The organism is Cupriavidus sp. CER-90, from assembly GCF_057652055.1.
This window is the reverse complement of record NZ_JBYGYM010000001.1, coordinates 540,604-565,229: the sequence shown is the minus strand read 5'-3', so window position 1 is coordinate 565,229 and position 24,626 is coordinate 540,604. Positions and strand designations below refer to the sequence as shown.

Annotated in this window: 23 protein-coding genes; 15 read left to right on the top strand and 8 right to left on the bottom strand. The window is 65.9% G+C overall.

What is annotated here, in order from left to right; all coding sequences use genetic code 11:
• The 6 genes from AC24R4_RS02525 (at position 1) to msuE (ending at position 6,270) form a co-directional block, all read left to right on the top strand.
• On the top strand, positions 1 to 1,977 hold the full coding sequence (locus tag AC24R4_RS02525) for an FUSC family protein (RefSeq protein ID WP_400394080.1): 1,977 nt from the start codon (positions 1 to 3) through the stop codon (positions 1,975 to 1,977).
• Complete coding sequence (locus AC24R4_RS02520; protein ID WP_066740578.1) at positions 1,977 to 2,186, top strand: DUF1656 domain-containing protein; 210 nt, start codon at positions 1,977 to 1,979, stop codon at positions 2,184 to 2,186. The genes AC24R4_RS02525 and AC24R4_RS02520 overlap by 1 nt, the downstream gene beginning before the upstream one ends.
• The gene (locus AC24R4_RS02515) at positions 2,183 to 3,157 is read left to right on the top strand and encodes an efflux RND transporter periplasmic adaptor subunit (protein WP_400394078.1); all 975 of its coding nucleotides are present in this window, start codon (positions 2,183 to 2,185) and stop codon (positions 3,155 to 3,157) included. Before AC24R4_RS02520 ends, AC24R4_RS02515 begins: the two co-directional genes overlap by 4 nt.
• Positions 3,154 to 4,647, top strand: a complete 1,494-nt coding sequence (locus AC24R4_RS02510; RefSeq protein WP_400394076.1) for an efflux transporter outer membrane subunit — start codon at positions 3,154 to 3,156, stop codon at positions 4,645 to 4,647. The genes AC24R4_RS02515 and AC24R4_RS02510 overlap by 4 nt, the downstream gene beginning before the upstream one ends.
• A 122-nt stretch (positions 4,648 to 4,769) precedes the next feature.
• Entirely contained in the window at positions 4,770 to 5,528 is a 759-nt protein-coding gene (locus AC24R4_RS02505) for a MetQ/NlpA family ABC transporter substrate-binding protein (RefSeq protein ID WP_228770933.1), read from the top strand.
• Positions 5,529 to 5,706: 178 nt separating this feature from the next.
• Entirely contained in the window at positions 5,707 to 6,270 is a 564-nt protein-coding gene (msuE, locus tag AC24R4_RS02500; protein ID WP_400394074.1) for an FMN reductase, read from the top strand.
• Between the two features lie 12 nt (positions 6,271 to 6,282).
• Here the strand turns inward: msuE and AC24R4_RS02495 are convergent, their stop codons facing one another.
• Positions 6,283 to 7,758, bottom strand: a complete 1,476-nt coding sequence (locus AC24R4_RS02495) for an amidase (RefSeq protein ID WP_487522149.1) — start codon at positions 7,756 to 7,758, stop codon at positions 6,283 to 6,285.
• Positions 7,759 to 7,877: 119 nt separating this feature from the next.
• Here AC24R4_RS02495 and AC24R4_RS02490 point away from each other — a divergent pair, with 119 nt between their 5' ends.
• Positions 7,878 to 8,180 carry an excalibur calcium-binding domain-containing protein gene (locus AC24R4_RS02490; RefSeq protein ID WP_487522148.1) on the top strand — a complete coding sequence of 101 codons (303 nt, stop codon included), beginning with the start codon at positions 7,878 to 7,880 and terminating at the stop codon, positions 8,178 to 8,180.
• A gap of 25 nt (positions 8,181 to 8,205) precedes the next feature.
• On the opposite strand, the gene fghA is transcribed toward AC24R4_RS02490, so the two are convergent.
• The 4 genes from fghA to AC24R4_RS02470 all read right to left on the bottom strand — a co-directional run bounded on the left by fghA (position 8,206) and on the right by AC24R4_RS02470 (position 12,624).
• Entirely contained in the window at positions 8,206 to 9,054 is an 849-nt protein-coding gene (gene fghA, locus AC24R4_RS02485) for an S-formylglutathione hydrolase (RefSeq protein ID WP_400396632.1), read from the bottom strand.
• A gap of 11 nt (positions 9,055 to 9,065) precedes the next feature.
• Complete coding sequence (locus AC24R4_RS02480) at positions 9,066 to 10,172, bottom strand: S-(hydroxymethyl)glutathione dehydrogenase/class III alcohol dehydrogenase (RefSeq protein ID WP_153948006.1); 1,107 nt, start codon at positions 10,170 to 10,172, stop codon at positions 9,066 to 9,068.
• Positions 10,173 to 10,296: 124 nt separating this feature from the next.
• A complete protein-coding gene (locus tag AC24R4_RS02475; RefSeq protein ID WP_487522147.1) occupies positions 10,297 to 11,676 on the bottom strand; it encodes an NTP/NDP exchange transporter in 1,380 nt (459 codons plus the stop codon).
• A 27-nt stretch (positions 11,677 to 11,703) separates the two neighbouring features.
• Entirely contained in the window at positions 11,704 to 12,624 is a 921-nt protein-coding gene (locus tag AC24R4_RS02470) for an aldo/keto reductase (protein ID WP_400396458.1), read from the bottom strand.
• A gap of 259 nt (positions 12,625 to 12,883) precedes the next feature.
• Between AC24R4_RS02470 and AC24R4_RS02465 the strand changes: the two genes are divergently transcribed.
• The 5 genes from AC24R4_RS02465 to AC24R4_RS02445 all read left to right on the top strand — a co-directional run bounded on the left by AC24R4_RS02465 (position 12,884) and on the right by AC24R4_RS02445 (position 16,813).
• On the top strand, positions 12,884 to 13,750 hold the full coding sequence (locus tag AC24R4_RS02465; protein WP_400396014.1) for a branched-chain amino acid ABC transporter permease: 867 nt from the start codon (positions 12,884 to 12,886) through the stop codon (positions 13,748 to 13,750).
• The gene (locus tag AC24R4_RS02460; RefSeq protein ID WP_400396009.1) at positions 13,747 to 14,736 is read left to right on the top strand and encodes a branched-chain amino acid ABC transporter permease; all 990 of its coding nucleotides are present in this window, start codon (positions 13,747 to 13,749) and stop codon (positions 14,734 to 14,736) included. Before AC24R4_RS02465 ends, AC24R4_RS02460 begins: the two co-directional genes overlap by 4 nt.
• Positions 14,733 to 15,485: an ABC transporter ATP-binding protein gene (locus AC24R4_RS02455; protein ID WP_400396010.1), complete on the top strand. Its 753-nt coding sequence runs from the start codon at positions 14,733 to 14,735 to the stop codon at positions 15,483 to 15,485. The genes AC24R4_RS02460 and AC24R4_RS02455 overlap by 4 nt, the downstream gene beginning before the upstream one ends.
• A complete protein-coding gene (locus AC24R4_RS02450; RefSeq protein WP_487522146.1) occupies positions 15,478 to 16,197 on the top strand; it encodes an ABC transporter ATP-binding protein in 720 nt (239 codons plus the stop codon). Before AC24R4_RS02455 ends, AC24R4_RS02450 begins: the two co-directional genes overlap by 8 nt.
• A gap of 115 nt (positions 16,198 to 16,312) precedes the next feature.
• Positions 16,313 to 16,813 carry a GNAT family N-acetyltransferase gene (locus AC24R4_RS02445; protein WP_487522145.1) on the top strand — a complete coding sequence of 167 codons (501 nt, stop codon included), beginning with the start codon at positions 16,313 to 16,315 and terminating at the stop codon, positions 16,811 to 16,813.
• A gap of 41 nt (positions 16,814 to 16,854) precedes the next feature.
• On the opposite strand, the gene AC24R4_RS02440 is transcribed toward AC24R4_RS02445, so the two are convergent.
• The 3 genes from AC24R4_RS02440 to AC24R4_RS02430 form a co-directional block, all read right to left on the bottom strand.
• Positions 16,855 to 17,178, bottom strand: a complete 324-nt coding sequence (locus AC24R4_RS02440; RefSeq protein ID WP_400395958.1) for a c-type cytochrome — start codon at positions 17,176 to 17,178, stop codon at positions 16,855 to 16,857.
• The gene (locus AC24R4_RS02435) at positions 17,175 to 18,434 is read right to left on the bottom strand and encodes a PQQ-dependent sugar dehydrogenase (protein ID WP_400395959.1); all 1,260 of its coding nucleotides are present in this window, start codon (positions 18,432 to 18,434) and stop codon (positions 17,175 to 17,177) included. The genes AC24R4_RS02440 and AC24R4_RS02435 overlap by 4 nt, the downstream gene beginning before the upstream one ends.
• Positions 18,435 to 18,587: 153 nt before the next feature.
• Positions 18,588 to 19,769: an ABC transporter substrate-binding protein gene (locus AC24R4_RS02430; RefSeq protein ID WP_400395960.1), complete on the bottom strand. Its 1,182-nt coding sequence runs from the start codon at positions 19,767 to 19,769 to the stop codon at positions 18,588 to 18,590.
• A 321-nt stretch (positions 19,770 to 20,090) separates the two neighbouring features.
• On the opposite strand from AC24R4_RS02430, the gene AC24R4_RS02425 reads away from it, so the two are divergent.
• Genes AC24R4_RS02425 through AC24R4_RS02415 form a run of 3 tightly spaced genes read left to right on the top strand, consistent with a single transcriptional unit; the run spans position 20,091 to position 24,623 of the window.
• Positions 20,091 to 22,067 (top strand): phospholipase D-like domain-containing protein, encoded by a 1,977-nt coding sequence (locus tag AC24R4_RS02425; RefSeq protein ID WP_487522144.1) that lies wholly within the window; start codon positions 20,091 to 20,093, stop codon positions 22,065 to 22,067.
• Positions 22,068 to 22,070: 3 nt separating this feature from the next.
• Complete coding sequence (locus AC24R4_RS02420; protein WP_487522143.1) at positions 22,071 to 23,333, top strand: SEL1-like repeat protein; 1,263 nt, start codon at positions 22,071 to 22,073, stop codon at positions 23,331 to 23,333.
• A gap of 3 nt (positions 23,334 to 23,336) precedes the next feature.
• A complete protein-coding gene (locus AC24R4_RS02415) occupies positions 23,337 to 24,623 on the top strand; it encodes an SEL1-like repeat protein (RefSeq protein ID WP_487522142.1) in 1,287 nt (428 codons plus the stop codon).
• Positions 24,624 to 24,626 lie beyond the last annotated feature (3 nt).

The window sequence follows — 24,626 nt, the reverse complement described above, 5'->3', positions numbered from 1 at the left end:
ATGATGAGTTGGCCGTCCGCCAGGGACTGGGTGTTCTCCTTCAAGGCGTTCATCGCCGCGATGCTGGCGCTTTACATTGCGATGTACCTGGGGCTGCCCCGGCCGTACTGGGCGATGGGCTCCGTCTATATCGTGGCGCACCCGCTCACGGGCGCCACACGCTCCAAGGCGCTGTACCGCGTGCTTGGCACGCTGCTTGGCGCCGCTGCCGCCATCGCCATGGTGCCGCCGCTCGTGAATTCGCCCCCGTTGCTGATGGGCGCAGTGGCCATCTGGGTGGCCTGCCTGCTCTACGTGGCGTTGATGCACCGCACGCCGCGCAGCTACGTTTTCATGCTGGCCGCCTACACGCTGCCGCTGGTGGCACTGCCGTCGGTCGACAATCCGACCGGGATCTTCGACCTGGCCGTGGCCCGTTCCGAGGAAATCTGCCTGGGCATCCTGTGCGCGGCCGTGGTGGGCGCCGTCATCATGCCGGCCAGCGTGGCCAACGTGCTGCGCGACAAATCCCGCCAGTGGATGGCCGACGCCACGCTGTGGGCCACGGACATGTTGTCGCCGGCGCCCGGTGCATCGGTGTCGCGTCATCACAGCCGCCATCGCCTGGCCGCCGACATCCTGGCGCTGGACCAGCTGATCAGCCAACTGCGCTACGACGCCGAGAGCGCCGTCCGGGTGCGTGCCGCGCGCGAACTGCGTGGCCGCATGACCATGCTGCTGCCGGTGATGGCGTCGTTCGCGACCATCGTGGAATCGCTGCAGGCCGCTGGTGGCCTGCCCGCGCCGCTGGCCGCGCAAATGCAGGCCGTGAAGGACTGGATCCGGGCCGGCGCCGCCGCCGACGCGCGGCCGGTGCTTTCGGCATCGCCCGTGCAGGCGGGCTGGGACGCCGCGCTGGTGACGGCGGCGGAAGACCGGCTCCAGCAAATGCTGGCGCTGTGGCACGACTGCGTGACGCTGTGCCGGCGCCTGGGCGAAAAGCACATCGAAGGGCAATGGGTGCTCGAATTCCTGCGCTGGGAAGTGGGCCGTGCGCGCCACTACGACCACGGCATGCTGCTGTTTTCGGTCGTAACCGTGGCCATGGCGATCTACGCGATGGGCATGGTGTGGATCCACACCGGCTGGGCCGATGGGGCGGGCGCGGTGGCATTGGGTGCGATTTCCTGCTGCTTCTTCGCCGCGCTGGACGAACCTGCGCCGATGATCCGGTCGTTCTTCAACTGGAACGTGGTCTGCCTGCTGATCTCGCTGGTGATGCTGTTTGCGGTGCTGCCCGTCGCGCATGACTTCGAGATGCTGGTGCTGATGTTCGCCGTGCCATACCTGATCATCGGCCTGCTGGTGGCGCAGCCGCGCCTGGCGATGATCGGCATGCCGCTGGCGGTGGTCACGGCCAACGACATCGGCATCCAGGGCGCGTACAGCGCCAATTTCCAGTCGTTCTTCAACAGCAACGTGGCCGGCATCGCGGGCATCGCATTCGCGCTGGTGTGGACGCTGGTGATGCGTCCGTTCGGCACCCGGGCCGCCACGCGCCGTCTGGTGCGGGCCGGCTGGAGCGATATCGCCGACAACGCGCTGGGCAAGCACCCCGATTCGCACACCGTGCTGCGCGCCCGCATGCTGGACCGCCTGGCACAGCTGGTGCCGCGGCTGGCCGCCAGCGACAGCGAAGTCTCGACCGACGGCTTCAGCGAAGTGCGCGTGGAGCTGACCGCGCTGGCCCTGCAGCGCGAGATGGCCGATATGCCGGCCGACGAACAGCATGCCGTGCGCCGCGTGCTGCGCAGCATTTCCACGTACTACAAGGCACGGCTCGATGGCTCGGCCGATGCGCCGCCCGCCGCGCTGCGCAGGCGCCTGGCCAACGCGCAGGACAAGGTGCGTTCGCGTGTGGCGCTGGCGGCGCTGGTCGACATGCAGGTGGCCCTGTTTCCGCCGGCGCTGCCGGCAACCGTTTCCGGAAAAGCATGATGCCCGGTGAAATCAGTATCTATGGCGTGTTCATCCCCAGCCTGCTGGTGTGGATGCTCGCGGCCTTTCTCATCACGAGTGCCGCGCGCGCGGTGTTGTCGCGCGTGGGCTTCTACCGGCTCGTGTGGCACCGATCCCTCTTCAATCTGGCGCTGTACGCGATCATCCTCGGTGGGGTGGTTGCCATGGTGCCGTGGCTGCAATCATGAAACTCAGACTCTCTTCGCTCGGGCCGGTCGTGTTGACGCTGGCCGTCACTGCCGCTGGCGCGGTCGTTGTCAAACACCTGTGGGACTACTACACGGTGGCCCCGTGGACCCGCGACGGGCACATCCGTGCCGACGTGGTGCAGGTGGCGCCTGACGTTTCGGGGCTGGTCACGCGCATCGCCGTCAAGGACAACCAGCACGTGAAGGCCGGCGACGTCCTGTTCGAAATCGACCACGAACGCTATGCGCTGGCGCTGCGCCAGGCCGAAGCCACCGCCGCGGCGGTGCGCGCCAGCCTGTCCCAGGCGCGCCGCGAGGCGTCGCGCAGCCAGAAGCTGTCGGACGTGGTGTCGAAGGAAATCATCGAAGAGGGCCTGGCCAAGGTGCAGCAGGGCGAAGCCCAGCTGGCCCAGGCTGACGCGGCCATCGGCGTGGCCAGGCTGAACCTGGCGCGCACGAAGGTCCTGAGCCCGGTGGAGGGCTACGTCAACGACCGCCTGCCGCGTCTGGGCGATTACGTGGTGACCGGCAAGCCGGTGCTGTCGATGGTGGACGCGAACTCGTTCCACGTGGAAGGCTATTTCGAGGAAACCAAGCTGCAGGGTATCCATATCGGCAGCACGGTCGACATCCGCATCATGGGCGAGCAGCGCGTGCTGCAGGGTCATGTGCAAAGCATCGCGGCCGGTATCGAGGATCGCGACCGTACTAACGGATCGAACCTGCTGCCGAACGTGAACCCGACGTTCAACTGGGTGCGCCTGGCCCAGCGCGTGCCGGTGCGCATCCAGTTCGACCAGATGCCCGCGGACGTGCGCCTGGTGGCGGGCCGTACCGCCACGGTGTCCGTGAAGGCGGATGGCCAGTCGAACGACAAGCCTGCCACGCCGGCGGCGGCTGACAAGGGTGCCTCGCATGACAAGGTCGCGCTGGCCGGCAAGGGCGCGTCCACAACCGGAGTGCTGCAGTGAAACGCTTTGCCCGTGCCACGCTGGCGGCGATGTTGCCGCTGGCGCTGGCCGCCTGCATGACGGTCGGCCCCGACCACAAGGTGCCCGACGACGCGGCCGTGAAGTCTGCGGCGGCCAACGGCCCATTCGCCCATAGCGACAGCGACGCGGTGTCCATTGCCGACGTGCCGAACGACTGGTGGCGCCTGTACGACGATCCGCATATCGACGACCTCGTGCAGCAGGCGCTGGTCGCCAACACCGATCTGCGCGTGGCGGCGGCCAATCTCAAGCGGTCGATCGCGGTCTACCACGAGGTGGAAGCCGAGAACCTGCCCGAAGCCAAGTTCAAGGCCAGCGCCGAGCGCGGCCAGATCGCCGGCGAGCCGCTGCTGCACGAAGAAAAGATCCCGGCGATGAACTTTGGCGACATCGGTTTCCAGGTGTCGTACCTGATTGATTTCTGGGGCAAGCTCAAGCGCGCCGACGAGGCCGCGCTGGCCGCCGCCCAGGCCAGCCACGCCGCACTGGACCAGGCCCGCGTGGGTGTGGTGGCCGAGACCGTGCGCGCCTATGTGCAAGGCTGCACGGCCACGCACGAATTGCATGTGGCCCAGCATCAGCTTGAGCTCCAGGAGCGCGGGGCGCAGCTGGCGCAGAAGCTGGTCGATGCCGGCCGTGGCCAGCCCACCGACGTGTTGCGCGCCCAGGCCCAGGCCGACACGCTGCGGGCCGTGCTGCCGAAGTATCGTGCCGAGCAGGAAGGCGCGGCATACCGACTGGCCGTGATGCTGGGCAAGCCGCCGATGGCACTCGATGTAAAGAGCGTGGCCTGCGAACACGTGCCCGCGCTGAAGCAGCCGCTGCCCGTGGGTGACGGCACGGCGCTGCTCAAGCGTCGCCCGGACGTGCGGCAGGCCGAGCGCGAACTGGCGTCCGCCACGGCCAAGATCGGCGTGGCCACGGCCGACCTGTTTCCGCAGATCCGCATTGGCGCATCGGCCGGCTTCACCGGTATTCTCGACCACCTGGGCCAGGCGCCGACCGCGCACTGGGGGTGGGGGCCGGCGCTGTCGTGGACGATTCCGACCAGCGGCACGCGGGCGCGTATCCACAACACCGAGTACGGTGCCGAAGGCGCGCTGGCGCATTTCGATGGCGTGGTGCTGAAGGCGCTGCGCGAGACGCAGACGGCGTTGTCGGCCTATACGCATGAACTGGAGCGCAACCAGTCGCTGCGCGCGGCCCGTGACAAGGCCGACGAGGCCGCGCGCCAGAACCGCTTGCTGTGGCAGGCCGGCCGGTCGCCCTATCTGCAAAGCCTGGATGCCGACCGCACGCTGGCCAACACCGACGCCGCACTGGCCGCGTCGGACGCCCAGGTGGCCATGGACCAGGTGAACCTGTTCCTGGCGCTCGGCGGCGGCTGGCAGAACGCGCCGGCCATCGCCAGCCATCCGGTGGCCAAGGAAGCGGGCGCGGCGGCCGGGCATCAAGCGGAAGCGCATTGAGGTAAGCTTGCGCCTCGGCCGCGCCTACCCGGTGCGGCCGCTCCTCGATTCCCAGGATAACCATACCTATGAAGATGCTCTCGATCACGAAGACCCTGGCTGCCGCTACCGTGGCACTGGGCATGGCAGCTGCCGGCAGCGCGGCGGCGCAGGAACAGACGGTCCGCGTGGGCACCGTCAGCGGCCCGGACGCCGAAGTCTGGCAAGTCGTGCAGAAGGTAGCCAAGAAGAATGGTCTGAACGTGAAGGTCGTGGAATTCAACGACTACGTGCAGCCGAACGCCGCACTCGATGCCGGCGACCTGGACGCCAACAGCTTCCAGCACCAGCCGTATCTGGACAGCCAGATCAAGCAGCGCGGCTACAAGATGGTCAGCGTCGGCTACACGTACATTTCGCCGCTGGGCATCTATTCGAAGAACCTGAAGTCGCCGAAGGACCTGCCGCAAGGCGCCAAGGTGGCCGTACCCAACGATCCGTCGAACGAGAACCGCGCGCTGCTGCTGCTGGCCGCCCAGGGTGCCATCAAGCTGAAGCCGGGCGTCGGCACGAATGGCGTGAACGCCACGCCGCTGGACATCGCCGAGAACCCGAAGAAGCTCAAGATCGTGGAACTGGACGCCGCCCAGCTGGCCCGCGCGCTGCCTGACGTGGCGGCCGCCGTGATCAACACCAACTACGCGCTGGCCGCCGGCCTGCAGCCGACCACGAACGCCATCGCGCTGGAAGACATCCACAGCCCGTATGCGAACATCATCGTGGTGCGTACGCAGGACAAGGACAAGCCGTGGGTGAAGAAGCTGGTCGCCGCCTATCAGTCCGATGAAGTGCGCCAGTTCATGAAGGCCCAGTTCAAGGGCGCCATGGTGCCGTCGTTCTAAGCCGGTTCGTGCCGTTTGCGCAACAGCGAACGGCATTGCTGCACCAAGTGAAACGGCAGCCGGGCTTCACGCCCGGGCTGCCGTTTTCGCATCTATGCATATTTGAATTGGTTCGTTCGCATCGTCGGACGACGGCGCTAAGGTACGAGGAATGCCTTTTCGCCCCCGGAGATAGATTGTGTCCACGCCGCTGAAAGTTGTCGCCGTCAATGGCAGCGCCCATCAACCGTCACGCACGCTGGTGCTGATCCAGGCGCTGCTGGCCGAACTGGAGCAGCGGCTCGTGCTCGATTCCCGGATCGTTGATCTGAGCGAGATCGCCCGCCCGCTGGGTGCCGCGCTGACGCGCCAGGAGTTGCCGGCGGACATCGAGGCGCAAGTCGCGGCCATCGAATCGGCCGATCTGCTGATTGCCGCGGCGCCCGTGTATCGCGGCTCGTTCCCGGGCCATTTCAAGCATCTGTTCGACCTGGTGGGCATGGATGCCCTGGTCGACAAGCCAGTACTGCTGGCGGCCACCGGCGGCAGTGACCGCCACGCGCTGGTGCTGGAGCATCAGCTACGGCCGCTGTTCAGCTTCCTGCAGGCGCTGACGCTGCCGATCGGCGTGTACGCGTCGACAGGCGATTTCGACGGCTACCAGGTGGGCAGCGGCGCGCTGGCCGATCGCATCAAACTGGCCGCCGATCGTGCCGCGCCACTGTTCGGCGCATCGGCACGGCAACTGCGGCGCGTGGCCTGACGCGTTCCCGTCTTAACCGTCGATGGCCGGCGGCAGCCGGTCATTGACCCAGTCGCGCGTGCGCTCGTAGGCCGCTGCCAGGCGCAGCACACTCAGGTCGTCGCGCGGACGGCCGATCAGCTGCATGCCCATCGGCAGGCCTTCCGCATTGAACCCCACCGGCACGCTGATCACGGGGCAGCCCGACAGCGTCCACGCCACCACCACTTCCATCCAGCGGTGATAGGTGTCCATCTGCCGCCCGGCGATGGCCTTCGGCCAATGCTGGTCGACATCGAACGGAAACACCTGCGCGGTCGGTACGGCGATGTAGTCGAACGTCTCGAACGTGCGCAGCAGCGCCTGATACCAGGCACTGCGCTGCGTGCTGGCGGTGTAGAGGTCGCTGGCCTTGAGGTCGAGCGAACCCTCGATTTCCCAGATCGCCTCGGGCTTCAGCTGCGCGCGCGTTGACGGGTTGTTGTAGAGCGCCAGCCGCGCATTGCCCGTCAGGAAGTGACGATGCACGAGCCAGGTCTGCCAGATTTTCTCGGGCGGGTAGGGCGGTTGGATCGCGTCTACCGTCACGCCGAAATCGGGGAAGAAGCGCAGCGCCTGTTCGCACAGCGACAGGATGCCGTCATCCATCGGCAGGTATCCGCCCCAATCGCCCAGCCACGCCACGCGTTTGCCCGCCATGTCTGCATCAAGCACGTTGGCCACGTTTTGCGGCGTCAGCGTGGCCAGCGTGGGGTCTTGGGGCAGCGCCTGCGGCGTGCGGGCGTCCGGGCCGGACTGAGTGGCCAGCAGCAGCGACAGGTCTGCCACATTGCGGGCCATCGGGCCCTCGCAGCCCAGTTGCGGCAGGAACAGCTCCGGTGCCGGGCCATAGGGCACGCGGCCCGCCGATGGCCGGAATCCGAAGACGTTGCAGTACGCGGCCGGATTGCGCAGCGAGCCACCAAAGTCGCTGCCATCGGCAACGGGCAGCATGCGCAGCGCCAGCGCGGCCGCCGCGCCGCCACTGCTGCCGCCCGCGGACCGCGCGGGATCGTACGGATTGCGCGTGGCACCGTAGACCGGATTGAACGTGTGCGACCCGAGCCCGAACTCCGGCGTGTTGGTCTTGCCGATCAGTATCGCCCCGGCCTGGCGCATGCGTTCGACGATGACCGAATCGCTGGCCGGCACGTTGTCCTTGAAGATCGGCGAACCGTACGTCGTGCGGATGCCGCGCGTCATCGCCAGATCCTTCGGCGCCTGCGGCATGCCATGCATCCAGCCCTTTGATTCCCCACGTGCCAGCGCATCGTCGGCGGCCTGCGCGGCCTGCATCAGCGCGGCCTCGTCCTGCTGCGCCACGATGGCGTTGCATGCCGGATTCACGGTGGCGATATGCGCCAGATAGGCCGCCATGACTTCACGGCTCGATACCTGCTTCGCGTGGATCGCCTCGGAAAGCTGCCGGGCGGTCAGCATGACGATGGGGTGGGGGCGGTAGGCGGTCATGGCGGTATTGTGCAAAGGTTCTGGCGTTACTGGAGCCGGTCCGTCGGCCTCGCGGAAAGGTTGGCCGCATGCCGTATCATGGCGCGCAAAAGCAAAAAAGAACAACTCAGGGAGAATCCATGCGCAAGCTGATGCTGGTCGCCGTGCTGTGCATTGCCGGGTATTACTACTATCAACATCACCGGCCGGCCCCGCTGGAAGCGGCTTCCGAGGCGGTGGCGGAGCAGTCAACCTCGCCAGTCGTCGTGCCGCGTTCGCAGCCAGTCAGTTCGCCGGCGTTCCGCTGCGAAGGCAAAACCCGGTGCCAGCAGATGACCTCATGCGAGGAAGCGAAGTTTTACCTGCGCAACTGCCCGGGCGTGAAGATCGACGGCGACAACGATGGCGTGCCTTGCGAACGCGAACACTGCAGCGCCAGCTGAATCGGCTCAGCCGGCGCTGCAGCCGTCAAAGCCGTTCCGCGTGATGCCGGATATGGTCGGCGATGAAGGTGGAGATGAAGTAGTAGCCGTGGTCATAGCCCGCGTGCCGGCGTAGCGTCAGCGGCTGGCCGGCTTTCTCGCAGGCCGCCTCGAATGCTTCGGGGTGGAGCTGTTCCGCCAGGAATTTGTCGGCCAGGCCCTGGTCCACGAGGATGCCGGCCGGGAACGGCGCCGATGCCTGTCCGGCCATCAGTGCGCTGGCGTCATGCTGGGCCCAGCGGCTACGGTCCTCGCCCAGGTAGCCCGTGAATGCCTTGACGCCCCACGGACACTGCGAAGGCGCGGCGATGGGTGCGAACGCCGACACCGAACGGAACCGCTGCGGGTAGCGTTGCGCCAGCACCAGCGCGCCATGCCCGCCCATCGAATGGCCGAAGATGCCGACGCGTGCGGCGTCGGCGGGCAGTTCGCTGGTGACCAGGTGGAACAGTTCGTCGGCCACGTAGCTTTCCATGCGCCAGTGCATGCGCCACGGCGCCTCGATGGCATCGACATAGAAGCCGGCGCCCACCCCGAAGTCCCAGGCATCGGCCTCGCCGGGCACGTGGGCCCCGCGCGGGCTGGTGTCGGGCGCCACCAGGATCAGGCCGTGCTGCGCCGCGTATTGCTGCGCACCGGCCTTGATCATGAATGTTTCCTCGGTGCTGGTCAGGCCAGCGAGGTAGAACAGGGTCGGCAGCGGCTTCGCGTTGGCGGCAAGCGCCTGCGGCGGCAGGAAGACCGAGAACCGCATCGGCAGCCCGATGGCCGCCGACTGGTGCTGGTAGAAACGCTGGACGCCGCCGTGGCAGCCGTGTTCAGACAGCAGTTCCATGGGCCATTGCCTCAGTAAAGGACGACCGAGCGGATCGACTCGCCGCGCTTCATCAGGTCGAAGCCCTCGTTGATGCGGTCGAGCGGCAGCGTGTGCGTGATCAGGTCGTCGATGTTGAGCTTGCCTTCCATGTACCAGTCGACGATCTTCGGCACGTCGGTGCGGCCGCGCGCGCCGCCGAAGGCCGAACCCTTCCACTCGCGGCCCGTCACCAGCTGGAACGGGCGCGTCGAGATCTCCGCGCCGGCCTCGGCCACGCCGATGATGATCGACTTGCCCCAGCCCTTGTGGCAGCACTCCAGCGCCTGGCGCATGACCTGCGTATTGCCGATGCACTCGAACGAGTAGTCGGCGCCGCCATCGGTCAGTTGCACGATGTGGTCCACCACGTTTTCAACGTCCTTCGGATTGATGAAGTGGGTCATGCCGAACTTGCGGGCCATGGCTTCGCGGCCCGGGTTCAGGTCGACGCCGATGATCTTGTCGGCGCCCACCATCCTGGCCGCCTGGATCACGTTGAGGCCGATGCCGCCGAGCCCGAACACCACCACGTTGGCGCCGGCTTCGACCTTGGCCGTGAACAGCACCGCGCCCACACCCGTGGTCACGCCGCAGCCGATATAGCAGACCTTGTCGAACGGTGCATCCGGACGGATCCGGGCCAGCGCGATTTCCGGCACCACGATGTGGTTGGCGAACGTCGACGTGCCCATGTAGTGGAAGATCGGCTTGCCGTCGATCGAGAAGCGCGAGGTGCCGTCCGGCATCAGGCCCTTGCCCTGGGTCGAGCGGATGGCCTGGCACAGGTTGGTCTTGCGCGACAGGCAGAACTTGCACTGGCGGCATTCCGGCGTGTACAGGGGGATCACATGGTCGCCGGGCTTCAGCGACGTCACGCCCGGGCCCACGTCGGTGACGATGCCCGCGCCTTCGTGGCCCAGGATGGCCGGGAAGATGCCTTCGGGGTCGGCGCCGGACAGCGTGTAGTAGTCGGTATGGCAGATGCCCGTGGCCTTGATTTCGACAAGGACCTCACCGGCGCGCGGGCCGTCGAGATCCACCTCTTCGACGGTGAGCGGGGCGCCGGCTTTCCAGGCGATGGCGGCTTTGGTCTTCATGAGGCAACTCCTGTACGAATGGGGTAGGGCGGCATGTGCCGCCAGCACGGCAAGCACTATACGGGCATCGGTGCAATGCGGCCAGACCGGCGCGCGATTATCGGCTGGCCTTGTGGGGTGGCTGTCATTGACCTTCCTTTGCCGGCCGGGCGAGGACCGGAGGCGCGGTGCCGGCTTGCGCCGCGGTCAGCTGGCCTTCATGCCGCCGCCCCAGCCACAGACCGAGCCATGCCCAGCCGATGGCCAATGCGGCGCCGGCCAGCGCCACGGTGGCCGGATGGCCGGACAAGGCATCGATGGCGGTGCGCACCCACGCGCTGACCGCGTCGCCGGCGCGGTAGATCGCGGTGTCGATCACGTTCTTGGCCTTGTACTTGGTCTCGGGGTCGACCACCGTAAACAGCATTTCGCGGCCCGGCCGCAGCATCGCGTATTCGCCCACGCGCCGCACGATCATCGCCGCGGCCAGCACGCCGAATGTGGGCCACAACGCCAGCAGCAGAAAGCCGCCGGTCACGGCCAGCGGCACGGCCGTCAGCAGCGCCGTCACGCCGTAGCGCCGCGCCAGACGGCCCGAGAAGAAGATCTGCACGACGATGGTCAGCGCCTGCACCGTGGCATCGAGCGCGCTGAACACCTGTGTCTGCTGCGCCCGGGTGGGAAAGGCCGCCGCCACCAGGCGGGCCTGCTCGAAATACAGGAACGTGCTCGACGTGGCCAGCAGGATCACGAACAGGCTGATGCCAAGCAGATAGCGCGAGCGCAGGACCATCGACAACCCGGCCCATAGCCCGCCGCCGACCGGCTGTGCAGGGTCCTGGGCGGCCAGGCCGCCGTGCGCCATGCCGTCGGCCACACCGGCCCCAAGCCTGCGCCGCCATGCGAACAGATAGCCCACCATGGGCAGCGTCGCGGCCAGCAGCGCCGCCGACAGCAGCATCAGGCCGGTCAGGCCGATGCGGCCCACCAGCCAGCCGCCCATGACCGGCCCGGCCAGTCCGCCGGCACTGGCGCCTGCCGCGATCAACGCGAACAGCCGCCGCGCCTGCTCGGGACGGAACACGTCGGCCATCAGGCTCCAGGCCACCGACACCACGAACAGGTTGAACACCGACAGCCACACATAGAACACGCGCGCCAGCCAGACGCTGTCCGGCAGCGCGCGCGTGACCCCGGCAAACGCCAGCAGGTTGGCGATGAAGAACGCGTAGACCCACGGCACAAAGCGCCGGCGTGGCAGCCACTTGCAGCAGGCGCCGTAGAACGGGATGGCGACCAGCATCACCACGAAGGTGGCCGTGAACAGCCATTGCAGGTTTTGGACGCCGCCTGCGATGCCCATCGTCTCGCGCACGGGCCGCAGCATGAAGTAGCTGGCGAACAGGCAGAAGAAGAACACGAAGCCGGCCACCACGGCGGCACGCTCGCCGGCGCGCAGGCCCAGCACGGTGCCCTGCGGCGGTTCGTCGGGTCCGGTGTCGGGGGACGGGGCCGGTGTAGGCATGCGCCGATCGGGGCCGGGCGTCCGCGGTCAGGCCAGCGCCGCGGCAATGCGCGCGCGTTCGCGGGTGTCGGGCATGCGCCCGAACGCCGCGCCCAGGTTGTCGGCCATGTTCTTTGGCTTGGACGTGGCCGGAATGGCGGCCGTCACGGCGGGATGGCTGACGATGAACTTCAGGAACAGCTGGGCCCACGACGCGCAGTCCACCTCGCCGGCCCAGTCGGGCACCGGCTTGCCGCGCACCGCCGCAAACAGCCGGCCGTCCTGGAACGGGCGATTGACCAGCACGGCCACCCCGCGTTCCTCGCACAGCGGCAGCAGCGTCTTTTCGGCGTTGCGCTCGCCCAGCGAATAGTTCACCTGCAGGAAGTCGAGCTTTTCGCTGCGCAGGATCTGCGCCAGTTCGGCGTGCGCATCGTCGCGGTAGTGGGTGATGCCGATATAGCGCGTCTTGCCCTGTTCCTTCCACTGCCGCAGCAGCTTCAGGTTGTCGCGCCAGTCGATCAGGTTGTGCACCTGCAGCAGATCGACGCTGTCCGAATGCAGTTCCGCGCGGGATCGCGTGAACTGCGCCATGGCGTTGGCGGCACTGGTGGATATCTTGGTGGCCACGAACACCTTGCCGCGCGCGCCGGCGTCCTGCAGCAGGTCGCCGGTCACGGCCTCGGCGCTGCCGTAGCTTGGCGCGGTGTCGATCACGGGCTTGGGAATGCGCTGCAGCAGCTCGGCCAGGACTTCGGTCAGCGCCGCGCGGTCGTCGCTGTCCCGGCCTACGTTGAACGTGTCGGCCGTGCCCATGCCGATCACCGGCAGCGCCTCGCCCGACGCCGGCACCTTGCGGCGCATCGGTGCTTCCACGGTGGCGGCGCGCGCGGCGGCCAGCGCGGGCCCGGCCGGCAGCGCGGCCAGCCCGGCGGACATCCCCAGAAAGGTGCGGCGGTCGATTGGCATGACGGTTCGTCCCTTGGCGGCGGTCCGAATGACCTTAGCGCGTGCGGCAGTCGATGTAAACCCGACAACGCTCCGGGCACCGGGGGCAACCGCCGGCCCAACGCTTGTTGCGCCCGGTGCGGGGGCTGGCGCCGCCCGGGTCCGGCCCGATTGCAAAAAAGCGGCGCCCACTGAACAATCGGCGCGGTATTTCCCCAGCCGCAGCAGCGACCATCCACCCTATCCACCCCCATCCACCCCTACCGAGGACCGGATCGTGATTTCGAGCTTGCCCGGCGTGCTGTTCGACGGCGTGACATATGGCAGCCTGCTGTTCCTGATCAGCATCGGCCTGTCCGTGACGATGGGACTGATGAACTTCGTCAACCTGGCGCACGGCGCGTTTGCCATGCTGGGCGGCTACGTGGCAGTCGTGCTGATGAACCGGCTCGGCGTGCCGTTCCTGGCGGCGCTGCCCGCAGCGTTCCTGGGCGCCGCGATGGCCGGTTGGGTGCTGGAGCGCACGCTCTATCGGCGGCTGTATCGGGCCAGTCATCTCGACCAGGTGCTGTTCTCGATCGGCCTGACCTTCATGGCGATGGCTGGCGCCACCTGGGGATTCGGCCCCGGACAGCAGCCGGTGGTGCTGCCGGCCTTCCTGATCGGGCAGGTCAGGGTGGCCGGCCTGGACCTGGGCGCCTACCGGCTGTTCCTGCTGGCGGTGGTGATCGCGATCACGCTGGCGCTGGGCTGGCTGGTGGCCCACACCCGTTTTGGCGCGCAGGTGCGCGCGGCGGTGGATAACCAGCAGGCCGCCAGCGGCCTGGGCATCGACGTGGGGCGCGTGTTCAGCCTGACATTTGCGTTGGGTTCCGGTCTGGCGGGCCTGGGCGGCGGCCTGGGCATCGACGTGCTGGGGCTCGACCCGTCGTTCCCGCTCAAGTACATGGTCTACTTCCTGCTGGTGGTGGCCGTCGGCGGCGCGGGCAGCATTCGCGGGTCGCTGGTGGCGGCGATGGTGCTGGGCGTGGCCGACGTGGCCGGCAAGTACTACGTGCCCGCGGTGGGCGGCTTCGTGATCTACGCGATGATGGTGCTGCTGCTGGTGGCGTTTCCGGCCGGCCTGTACGGGAGGCGCGCCGCATGATCCGTCATCGCCTGGCCGACGGCCGCTGGCACCCGGCCGAAATCGTCTTCTGGCTGATGCCGGTGGCCGCGTTCGTCCTGCTGCCCGACTATCTGATTCTGGGCAGTCAGATTCTGATTACCGGGCTTTTCGCGCTTTCCTTGGACCTGATCCTGGGCTATGCGGGCATCGTGTCGCTGGGCCATGCCGCGTTCTTCGGGCTGGGCGCCTACACGGCCGGGCTGCTGGGCGCACATGGCTGGGGCGAGCCGGTTTCCGGCCTGCTGGCTGCCGCGGCGGTGGCGGCGGTCGCCGGCTGGCTCTGCAGCTTCCTGGTGGTGCGCGGCGGGGATCTGACGCGGCTGATGGTCACGCTGGGCATCGGCCTGATGCTGTTCGAGGCGGCCAACAAGGCGGCCTTCCTGACCGACGGTGTCGATGGGCTGTCTGGCGTCACCATGCGTCCGCTGCTGGGGATGTTCGCGTTCGATCTGTACGGCAAGACGGCCTACGTCTATAGCCTGGTGGTGCTGTTCGGGGTATTCGTGCTGGTGCGGCGCATCGTGGCGTCGCCGTTCGGCTTGTCGCTGCGCGGCGTGCGCGAAGGCGCGCGGCGCATGCCCGCGCTGGGCACCGATGTGCCCCGGCGCCTCCGTGCCGCCTTCACCGTGTCGGCGGCCATTGCCGGCGTGGCCGGCGGCCTGCTGGCCCAGACCACGCAGTTCGTGGGCATGGACGTGCTGGGCTTTCCGCGCTCGGCGGAATTGCTGGTCATGCTGGTGCTGGGCGGCACGGGGCGTCTCTACGGTGCGCTGATCGGCGCGGCGCTGTTCATGATTGCGCAGGACGTGCTGGCCGGGATCAACCCCGTGTACTGGCAGTTCTGGATCGGCCTGCTGCTGGTGCTGATGGTGCTGTATGCGCGGGGCGGAGTGATGGGGGCCCTAGGCGCCTGGACGGCGCGTCGCCGGGCCACTGCCGCGCACGAACGGGGAGCCGGCGCATGACCGCCACGCTGCGTACGGACGCACTCTGCAAGTCCTGGGGCGCATTTGCCGCCAATACCGATATCTCGCTGACCTTCGCGCCCGGCGCGCGACATGCCTTGATCGGGCCCAATGGCGCGGGCAAGACCACGTTCATCAACCTGCTGACAGGGGCCTTGCCGCCGTCGGCGGGACGCATCTGGCTGGGCGAGCGCGATATCACATCGCTGCCGCAGCACGCGCGCGTGAAGCTGGGCATGACGCGCACGTTCCAGATCAATACGCTGTTTCCGGGGCTGACGGTGCTGGAGTCGGTGGTGCTGGCGGTGGCGGAGCGCACCGGCGCATCGCGGATGTGGGCCCGCACGGTGGCGTCGCAGGCGGCGCTGGCGGACGAGGCCATGTCGGTGCTGGCGCTGCTGCGGCTGGAGCGCGACGCCGATACGGAGACGCGCCAGCTGCCCTACGGCAAGCAGCGGCTGCTGGAAATGGCACTGGCGCTGGCCACGCGGCCGTCGATCCTGTTGCTGGACGAACCAGCGGCGGGCATCCCCGCAGGCGAGAGCACCGAACTGTTTGCCGTGATCGCGGGCCTGCCGCGCGACATCACGATTGTCTTTATCGAGCACGACATGGATCTGGTGTTCCGCTTTGCCGAACGCATTTCGGTGCTGGTGGGCGGGCGGGTGCTGACGGAGGGCACGCCGGCCGAGATTGCCGCCGATGCGCGCGTGAAGGAGGTGTATCTGGGGGAGGCCGCCCATGCGTGAACTGCTGCGGGTGGCGGGACTGAGCGCCGGTTACGGCGATGCCATCGTGCTCGAACAGATCGACCTGACGCTGGCCGCCGGCGACAGCCTGGCGCTGCTGGGCCGCAACGGCGTGGGCAAGACCACGCTGCTGGCCACACTGATGGGCATGACGCGCGTGCGCGGCGGCCAACTGAGCTGGCGGGGCGGCGATCTGGCGAAAATGCCATCGCATCGACGCGCGCAGGCGGGCATCGGCTGGGTGCCGCAAGAACGCTGGATTTTTCCGTCGCTGACCGTGGAAGAGCACCTGACCGCGGTGGCGCGGCCCGGGCCCTGGGATATCGCCGGCATCTATCGGGAATTTCCGAGGCTGGAAGAACGGCGCCGCAACCTGGGCAACCAGTTGTCGGGCGGCGAGCAGCAGATGCTCGCGATGGCCCGCGCGCTGATGGTGAATCCGGCCCTGCTGTTGCTGGACGAGCCGATGGAAGGCCTGGCGCCCATCATCGTGCAGGAGTTGCAGCGCGTGATCGCGCGGCTGATTGCCGATAGCGGGATGGCCGTGATCGTGGTGGAGCAGCACGCCAGGATGGCGCTGGCGATGACCGGCCAGGCGATGGTGCTCGATCGCGGCAGGGTCGTGCATCGATCGGACAGTGCCAGCCTGCTGGCCGACGGGGCGCTGCTCGACCGCCTGGTGACGGTGCGCCAGGGCGATGGATCGCGCTAGAAATCGCCCAATTTCTTTCAGATTCGTCTTATTTCGATGGAAGGTGGTGCCACGCACAATGTCTGCCCCGGCGCGATATCCGAACTTCCCCCCGAACCATCAACCGATCACTGACATGGAAATACGCCCGATCGAGCCCGACGACCTGGAACTGATTTGCCGCCATCGCGAGGCCATGTTCCTGGAGGCGGGCTTTGCCCCTGACACCCTGCGGACGATGACGCGGCATTTTCGCGACTGGCTGCGTCCCCGGCTGGCCGATGACACGTATTTTGGTCTGCTGGCGCTGGACGGCGGCAGGCCGGTGGCCGGTGTCGGGCTGATGCTGATCGACTGGCCGCCCCATCCCGCGCATCCGGATCAGGACAAGCGCGGCTATGTCTTGAATGTCTATGTGGAGCCGACCCACCGCAAGCGCGGACTGGCCCGGCAACTGATGTCGCTGGGCGAGGACGAACTGGCGCGGCGCGGTGCCACCTTCACGATCCTGCATGCCACGGAGGCGGGCCGGCCGCTGTACCAGCAGGAAGGCTGGCGCCAGACGTCCGAAATGTCGAAGGTCATCGCCGGCACCGTGCCGCCGCCAGCGGGCGGGCGCACGCCTTCGGGCATCTGATCGTGCCCGAAGGCTGCCGGAATACGACAGGGCGCGGGCCGCTACGGCTTGAGACCGCTGTAGAAGGCTGCCAGGTTGGCGATGTCGGCGTCGCTGAGCGGCTTGGCCATCATTGTCATCATCTCGTCCTTGCGGGCGCCGGTCTTGTAGTCCTTGAGCGCCTTGACCAGGTACTGTTCGACCTGGCCGGCCAGGTGGGGCGCCTCGGGCAGTTTCGACTTGCCGTCGAGCCCGTGGCAGGTCTGGCACTGCATGGCCTTGGTCCGGCCGGCCTGGGCGTCGGCGGCCAGCGCCGGGACGCTGGCCGAGACCAGAACCCAGCCCGACAGCAGCACCGGCGCGCCAATACGGAGTCGGCCGGTCATTTCGCGCCCGAGTACGAGATCCGGTAGATCGCGCCGGCGAAGTCGTCCGAGACCAGCAGCGAGCCGTCCTGCAGTTGCTGGACGTCTACCGGGCGGCCCATGTACTCGCCATTCGGCGTGAGCCAGCCTTCGGCGAAGATTTCGGTCTCGCCAACGGTGCCGTCCGACTTCACCGGGGTGTAGACGATCCGCGCGCCGATGGGCTTGGTGCGATTCCAGGAGCCATGCTCGGCCGCGAAGACACCGCCGTGGTATTTGGCCGGGAACATCTTGCCGGTGTAGAACGACATGCCCAGGTCGGCCGCATGGGGTGCGTATTCCACCACCGGGAAGACGACGTCCTTGGGTGGCTGCTGGTCCTTGTACTCCACGGTGCGCACCTTGCCGCCGCCATACCACGGAAAGCCAAAATTCTGGCCCGCCTTGGTCGCGCGGTTCAGCTCGCCGGGCGGCTGGTCGTCGCCCATGCCGTCCACCTGGTTGTCGGTGAACCAGAGCGTCTTGTCGGCCGGATTGAAGTCGAGCCCGACCGAGTTGCGCACGCCGTGGGCATAGACCTCACGGTTCTTGCCGTCCTGGCCGATGCGGATGATGCCGGCCAGGCCGTTCTTGTCCATCGCGGCCAGCTTGTCCTTGGGCGGCACGTTCCACGGCTGGCCCAGCGCGATATAGACCTTGCCGTCCGGGCCCACCCGGCACGCACGGGCGCCGTGGTTGAAGCTCTCGAATTCGGTCGGGATCAGCTTGCCCTGGGGCACCACCACGGCAGCGGCCACGTCGGGCCCGCCTTCGCCAAAGAACTGGGCGGCCGGGAAGGCCAGCACGCGGTTCTGCTCGGCCACGTAGAGCACGCCATCCGGCGAGAAGCACACGCCATTGGGCACCTTGAAGCTGATGGCGCTGGCGAACTGGACCACGTCGTCGGCCACGCGCCGCTTGGTGCGGTCGGTCACCTGCCAGACGCGGTTCTTGCGCGTGCCGACGAACACCACGCCCGTGGACGGCTCAATGGCCATGTGGCGCGCCTCGGGTACGACGGCATATAACTCGATCTTGAAGCCCGGCGGCAGCTTGATCGCCTTCAAGTTCTCGCGCAGCGCGTCGGCATGCTTGCCGTCCTGGGCGATTTTCTCGGCGGGCGCGGCCCCGGTCTGCTTGAAATCCTGAAGCTTCTGCAGGTTGTCGGCGGGTGCTGCGAGCAAGGGTGAAGCGGCCACGACCAGCGACGCGGCCAGGGCAACGGCTGAGCTCTTCATCGGGATGTCTCCGGAGTGCTTGTCATGTGACGGCTGGGCAGACGCCGCCAGACAAGGTTAGGTCAGCTTTTCCCGCAAGGGAATTGCACAATCCTGTCTTCGCGATGAAAGATTTCGACAGGGGGCGGGCGCCCCCCGGCCTGTGCTGCCGGTTTATTTGCCGGAGTCCTTGACGCCCTCGAACTTGTCGAATTCGACGTTGTAAAGCTCGCCGCCGACCTTTTCCACCTTGCGGATATAGACGGTCTGGATCACATCGCGCGTGGCCGGGTCGATCGTGATCGCGCCGCGCGGGCTCTGGATCTTCATGCCCTTCAGGGCCGCCAGGAACTTGTCGCCGTCGGTGGCGCCGCCGGTCTTCCTGAGCGCGTCGTAGATGGCGGCCATGCCGTCGTACGCGGCCACGGCCATGAAGTTTGGACGGCCGGCGCCCGGGTTGGCATCGGCGAAGGCCTTCAGGAAGGCCTTGTTTTCCTTCGAATCGTGCGCCGCCGAGTAATGGAACGACGTGATCACGCCCAGCGTGGCGTCGCCCATGGCCGGCAGCACGTGGTCGTCGGTCAGGTCGCCGGTGGCGATCACGCGGATGCCGGCATCGGCCAGCCCCCGCTCGCGGAAACCCTTCATGAACGCCACGCCCTGCTCGCCGGCCGGCAGAAACAGAAACACCGCTTCTGGACGGGCGTCTTTGATGCGCTGGATGAATGGCGCGAACTCGGGGTTGCGCAGCGGCACGCGGATCGATTCGACGATCTGGCCGCCGCCGCCCAGGAAATTGGTCTTGAACGCGGTCTCGGCATCGATGCCCGGCGCGTAGTCGGCCACCAGCGTCACCACCTTCCTGACGTGGTTGCGCACCGCCCAGGTGGCCATGGGGGCCGAAATCTGCGGCAGCGTCATCGACACGCGCGCGATGTAGTTCGACTTGGTGGTGATGACCGACGAGGCCGCGTTGAAGATCACCATGGGCTTTTTGGCCTGCTCGGCGATCGGCGCCACGGCCAGCGCCTCCGGCGTCAGGCCGAAGCCGGCCAGGATGTCCACCTTGTCGCGTACCACCAGCTCCTGGGCCAGCCGCTTGGCCACCTCGGGCACCGGGCCGGTGGTGTCCTTGACGAGGATCTGGACCTTGCGGCCCGCCACGGTGTCGCCGTTCAGCTTCTGCCAGGCCTTGATGCCGCCTTCCATCTGCTTGCCATAGTCGGCAAAGCTGCCCGAGAACGGCGCAATCAGCCCGATCTTTACCGGCTCGGCGGCGTGGGACAGCGGGAAATGCGTGAGGACGGCAACGGCGCCGCACGCCATCATGGCGCGACGCAGCAGACTGAACGTCATGGGGGTCTCCCGAAAGTGCAGCATCGGACGGCTGCATCGATCAGGGAGTGTAGGAGGGGCGCGGGGATTGTGCTACCCGGGTTTTTTCTCCCCCTCGCTCCGCTTCCGCGCATTCAACGTCATCCCCTCTTCCGATTTGTCCGAGAGCCGTGGCTAGCAGCCTTGTCCGGGGTCGATCGCCTCAGTTTCATCAATCGTATTTCGACGAAAAACGTCGGGCATTGCGTCGAGTTAATTCCTGGCTTTGTCAGCAACTTCCCGAGGCGTAGTCGGTGTAGGGTGCCTCGCGTCCCAGCCTCTCACCGACAAGGAGCCGCCAGCATGAGTCGGAATCCCATCACGACGCCGATTGCGCTGTCGTGCACGCGCACTGCCACGATCGCCATGAAGTGGTTTGTGGAACGTTCGGAATATGACCCGGCGCAATGCACGTTCAGGCCGCTTGTGAACGGCGAAGAGGCGTTCGGCGAGGTATACGACGCCATCCTGGCCGCACGGCGCTCGGTGGACATCATCTGCTGGGGCTTCCAGCCCTCGATGTACTTCAAGCGCGGCCATGCGGATGTCATGACCATCGGCGAGCTGCTGGTGCACAAGGGCGCGCAAGGCGTGAAGGTTCGTCTGCTTTGCTGGCAGGACGATCTTGCCGCGGCCGCCTGGAGCGAAAACAACGCACCGGGCAACAACCTGGCAACGCACGTCAAGCCGCACTTGCCTGACTGGATGTTGTCGGGCTTTGCGCAACGCGACTACCAGAGCAAATTCCAGCGCGAGTTCGACGTTGCGTGGTATGGGCGCGCCAATGGAACCAACGTGACGCGAGGGGGCAGTCTGGACGAGGAAGCGGCGCGCCGGGTGCTGCGCCAGATGGCCCGCGCAGCGGGCACGACGTTCCCCGGCATCGAATTCGCGACCCGCGGCTTCTCGCTTTGGGACCGTGCGGAGATTGCCTACCGGACCTTGCTGCAGGGCGATCACAAGGAGAGCGACGGGCGTACCAAAGCGAAAAACGCGGCCGTCATGACCGCCATTCCCACGCATCACCAGAAGATGGTGGTGATCGATTATGAGGAGCCCGAGCATGCCGTGGGCTTCGTCATGGGCCACAACATGCTCGATACCTACTGGGACCGGGACGACCACAGCTTCCATCGACAGCACCCGAGACTGGGCCGGAACGGTCTGCACCCCCGGCAGGACATTTCTGCCCGCGTCGCAGGCCCGGTGCTGAAATACCTCAACAAGAACTTTTGCGAAGCGTGGGATGGCGCGACGGGCCAGCGGCTGACGGAGGCGAGGCAGCCCCTTGCCAGGCGCCTCACGTTGCGGCGCGACGGCAACACGCCGGTGGTGGGGCAGCTGTTGCGGACCAATCCCCAGGGAAACCGGTTCGATATCGAGTCCCTGTACCTGCAGGCGGTGAACAACGTCACGCGATTCATCTATATCGAGAACCAGTATTTCCGGCTGCCGATGCTTGCCGAGATGATCAAGCAGGCGGTGGCGGCCCAACTGCGCGGCGGCCGCGACCTGAAGAAGCATGGCCCCATCTACCTGTTCGTGGTGACCAATTCGAGCGACGAAGGGATGGGTCCGGGGGCACTGAAGACATACCGGATGCTGGAGGCGCTGGGCAAGGCCGACGCGATGCCGGCCGTGGCGAAGCTGGAACGCGAGGACGCGCGCCAGGCCGATCTGCGCCGCCAGCACAAGGAGGCAGGCGCGCAAGCCAGGGCCGCTAAACAGGATATGGACGAGGCGAATGACCTGGCGCATATCGACAAGGCATTCGCCATCAAGAGGCTGCACGAGGCGCGGGAACGCTTTGGCAAGGCGCGCCAGAAACAGGCCGATCTGGAAGCGGAAATGGCCAAGCCCGCCGAGGAAGTTGGACCGCCACCCGAAATCGAAGGACTCAAGGTGCATGTCTGCACGCTCGTGGCACCCGATTCTCCGCCCGGTAAATGGGATTACGTCTACGTGCATTCCAAACTGATGATCGTCGACGACGTATTCATGACGCTGGGCTCCGCCAATATCAATACCCGCAGCATGATCGGCGATAGCGAATTGAATATCTGCCACGAACATTCTGGGGTGACCACGCCATTACGCAGACGGTTATGGGAGATTCATACGAAAGGGATGGGGGCGCAGGAGGATGTGGGGAAGGCGTTTGAGGAGTGGGGAAATATCATCGGGAGAAATTCCTCGCGGCAGGAAATTGGGAAAGAAAGACCGTATGCCCCTCTCATTGCATTCTTTCGAGATTCGCCGAAGCGCACAAACCTGGATTGATCGATGAAAGTCGCACGTGCTATTTCGCTTCTTATTTTCTTGTCCGCATGTTCCAGCAGGGATCCCGCCATGTCGTCATTGCCAAACTTGGAGTCCGTTCGCGTCAATCTGTCGTTCACCTGTTCGCAAGAGGAAACGATGTTGCCTGCACTGGACGCCAATGCTGACGCGCTCTTTCTTTACGCCCGCCATCTGCAGAAGCTGGAAGGCCCAAAGGATTACGATCAGATGGCACGGTATTACCGCATTGCTGCCGCTCATGGACACTACAAGGCCAACCGGAATCTACAGAACCTTTTGGTTTATGGGCAGGCATCGTCGCCAGGCAGATCGAAGGAAGTCATCGAACTAGCTGGACGTTTGATAGACGAGGGAGTGCCAGGCGGCTATTACGACATTGGCCATTATTTGCAAATCGGTTATGGCCTGAAACAAGATGCCGAGATGTCGTTGAAGTTCTTTAGAAAAGCTGCCGATCTAGGGAATCCGGATGCTCAGCACTACGTTGCTCGGTTGCTTGCACCCTGGAATATGGCCCCAGATGTCGCTCGTCAGCTACTGCAGTGTGCTACGGACCAAGGTTTCGGAAAAGCCGCGACAAAGCTAGGGTTCGACTTTCAGGAGACTGGCAGCTACGAGAACGCAGTGCGCAGTTTTCAAAGAGGGGTTAAGGCAGGTAATGGTCAGGCGTCTCTTGCACTTGAGCATGGGTTCGAAGGGCCACCGCCTTATGACAAATTCAACTACCTCGCTCTTCCAAGAGACCTCGAACGTGCGCGGCGATACGACGCCATCGGGAAATTCCTACGAAACTTCGAACACCTCAACCCAAAAATCCCCGACATCGACCTGATCGTCCCGTTGCCGCCGGCCAAGCTGCCGCCGTGGGACGGCACATTCCAGTGGGTACGGGAGCATGACGCTGCAGTACCGCCCGAGAAGCCGTCCGAGGAACTGGTCAATCGTCTGAGCCAGGCAAAGAATCTCGATCCGGCCACTGGTTTGCCGCTGCCGCCGCCACCGAAACTGCCGTTGGGGACCCGCGCCAAAACCGGTCAGCCTTGTCCGGAAAGCGGTATCTGGTGCGTCCCGGAGGCTGCAACGGTATTCGCCGGGGCAACTCGGCATTTCCGCAAGGGTGACGTCCTGCCGGAATTCGAGATGCCCAAGCCTCGCCGGCTGTCATGGCTGGACGACCTGCTGGGAGAGCGGGTCTCGTACTGGAACGTGTCGTGGAAGCTGATGTCGTACGACGAGAAGGGTTGAATCATGTTGATATCGAATCGCGGTCTGCGACCCGTTGTCAGTCTGGTTCTTCTCGCGGGCTTGCTGGGCGCCTGCTCGAGCCAGACCACCGAATATCCGCCGTTGCCAGATGTCAGTGCCGTCCGGACGGATCTCGCCTTCACATGCGCACACGAGGCCAATGTCCTGCCGCCACTGGACGGCGGTGCTGATGCGCTATTTCGCTACGCGCGATACTTGCAAAAGAAGCAGGGGCCGAAAGATTATGAGCAGATGGCGGTCTACTATCGTATCGCGGCAGCGCATGGCCACTACAAGGCAAACCGGAATCTGCAGAATTTGCTGGCTTACGGTCAGGCATATTCACCGTTTCGGTCCAAGGAGGTGATCGATCTTGCTAATCAATTAATTGAACTCGGAGTACCTGGCGGATACTACGATATTGGTCACTATCTGGAAATCGGTTATGGGTTGAAGCAGGACAGGGAGATGGCGCTACGCTTCTTTCGAAAAGCGGCGGATTTAGGCAGCCCTGACGCCCAGTTGTATGTTGGAGAGCTGCTCGCGCCTTGGGACAAAGCCCCTGAAGTTGCCACGCAGATGTGGCAGTGCGCCTCAGACCAGGGCTTCGCCAAAGCTTCGATGAGGCTTGGGGTGCGCCTGCAAACCAAGCGGGCATACCACTCGGCGGTAGGGGCGTTCCAGCAAGGTGTCATGGCTGGGGACTCGCAGTCTGCGCTTTGGTTGCAGCATGGATTCGAAGGGCCTCCTGAAACAGACCGCCTGAACTACCTTGCATTAGAGGTGGATCCGGACCGTTCCCTTCGATACAAGCAGATCGGAAAATTCCTACGAAACTACGAACACCTCAACCCCAAAATCCCCGACATCGACCTGATCGTCCCGTTGCCGCCGGCCAAGCTGCCGCCGTGGGACGGCACATTCCAGTGGGTAAGGGAGCATGACGCTGCAGTGCCGCCCGAGAAGCCGTCCGAGGAACTGGTCAATCGTCTGAGCCGGGCAAAGAATCTCGATCCAGCCACTGGTTTGCCGCTGCCGCCGCCACCAAAACTGCCGTTGGGGAGCCGCGCCAAAACCGGTCAGCCTTGTCCGGAAAGCGGTATCTGGTGCGTGCCGGAGGCTGCAACTGTATTTGCCGGGGCAACTCGGCATTTCCGCAAGGGTGACGTCCTGCCGGAATTCGAGATGCCCAAGCCTCGCCGGCTGTCATGGCTGGACGACCTGCTGGGGGAGCGGGTCACGTACTGGAACGTGTCGTGGAAGCTGATTTCGTACGACGAGAAGGGTTGAATC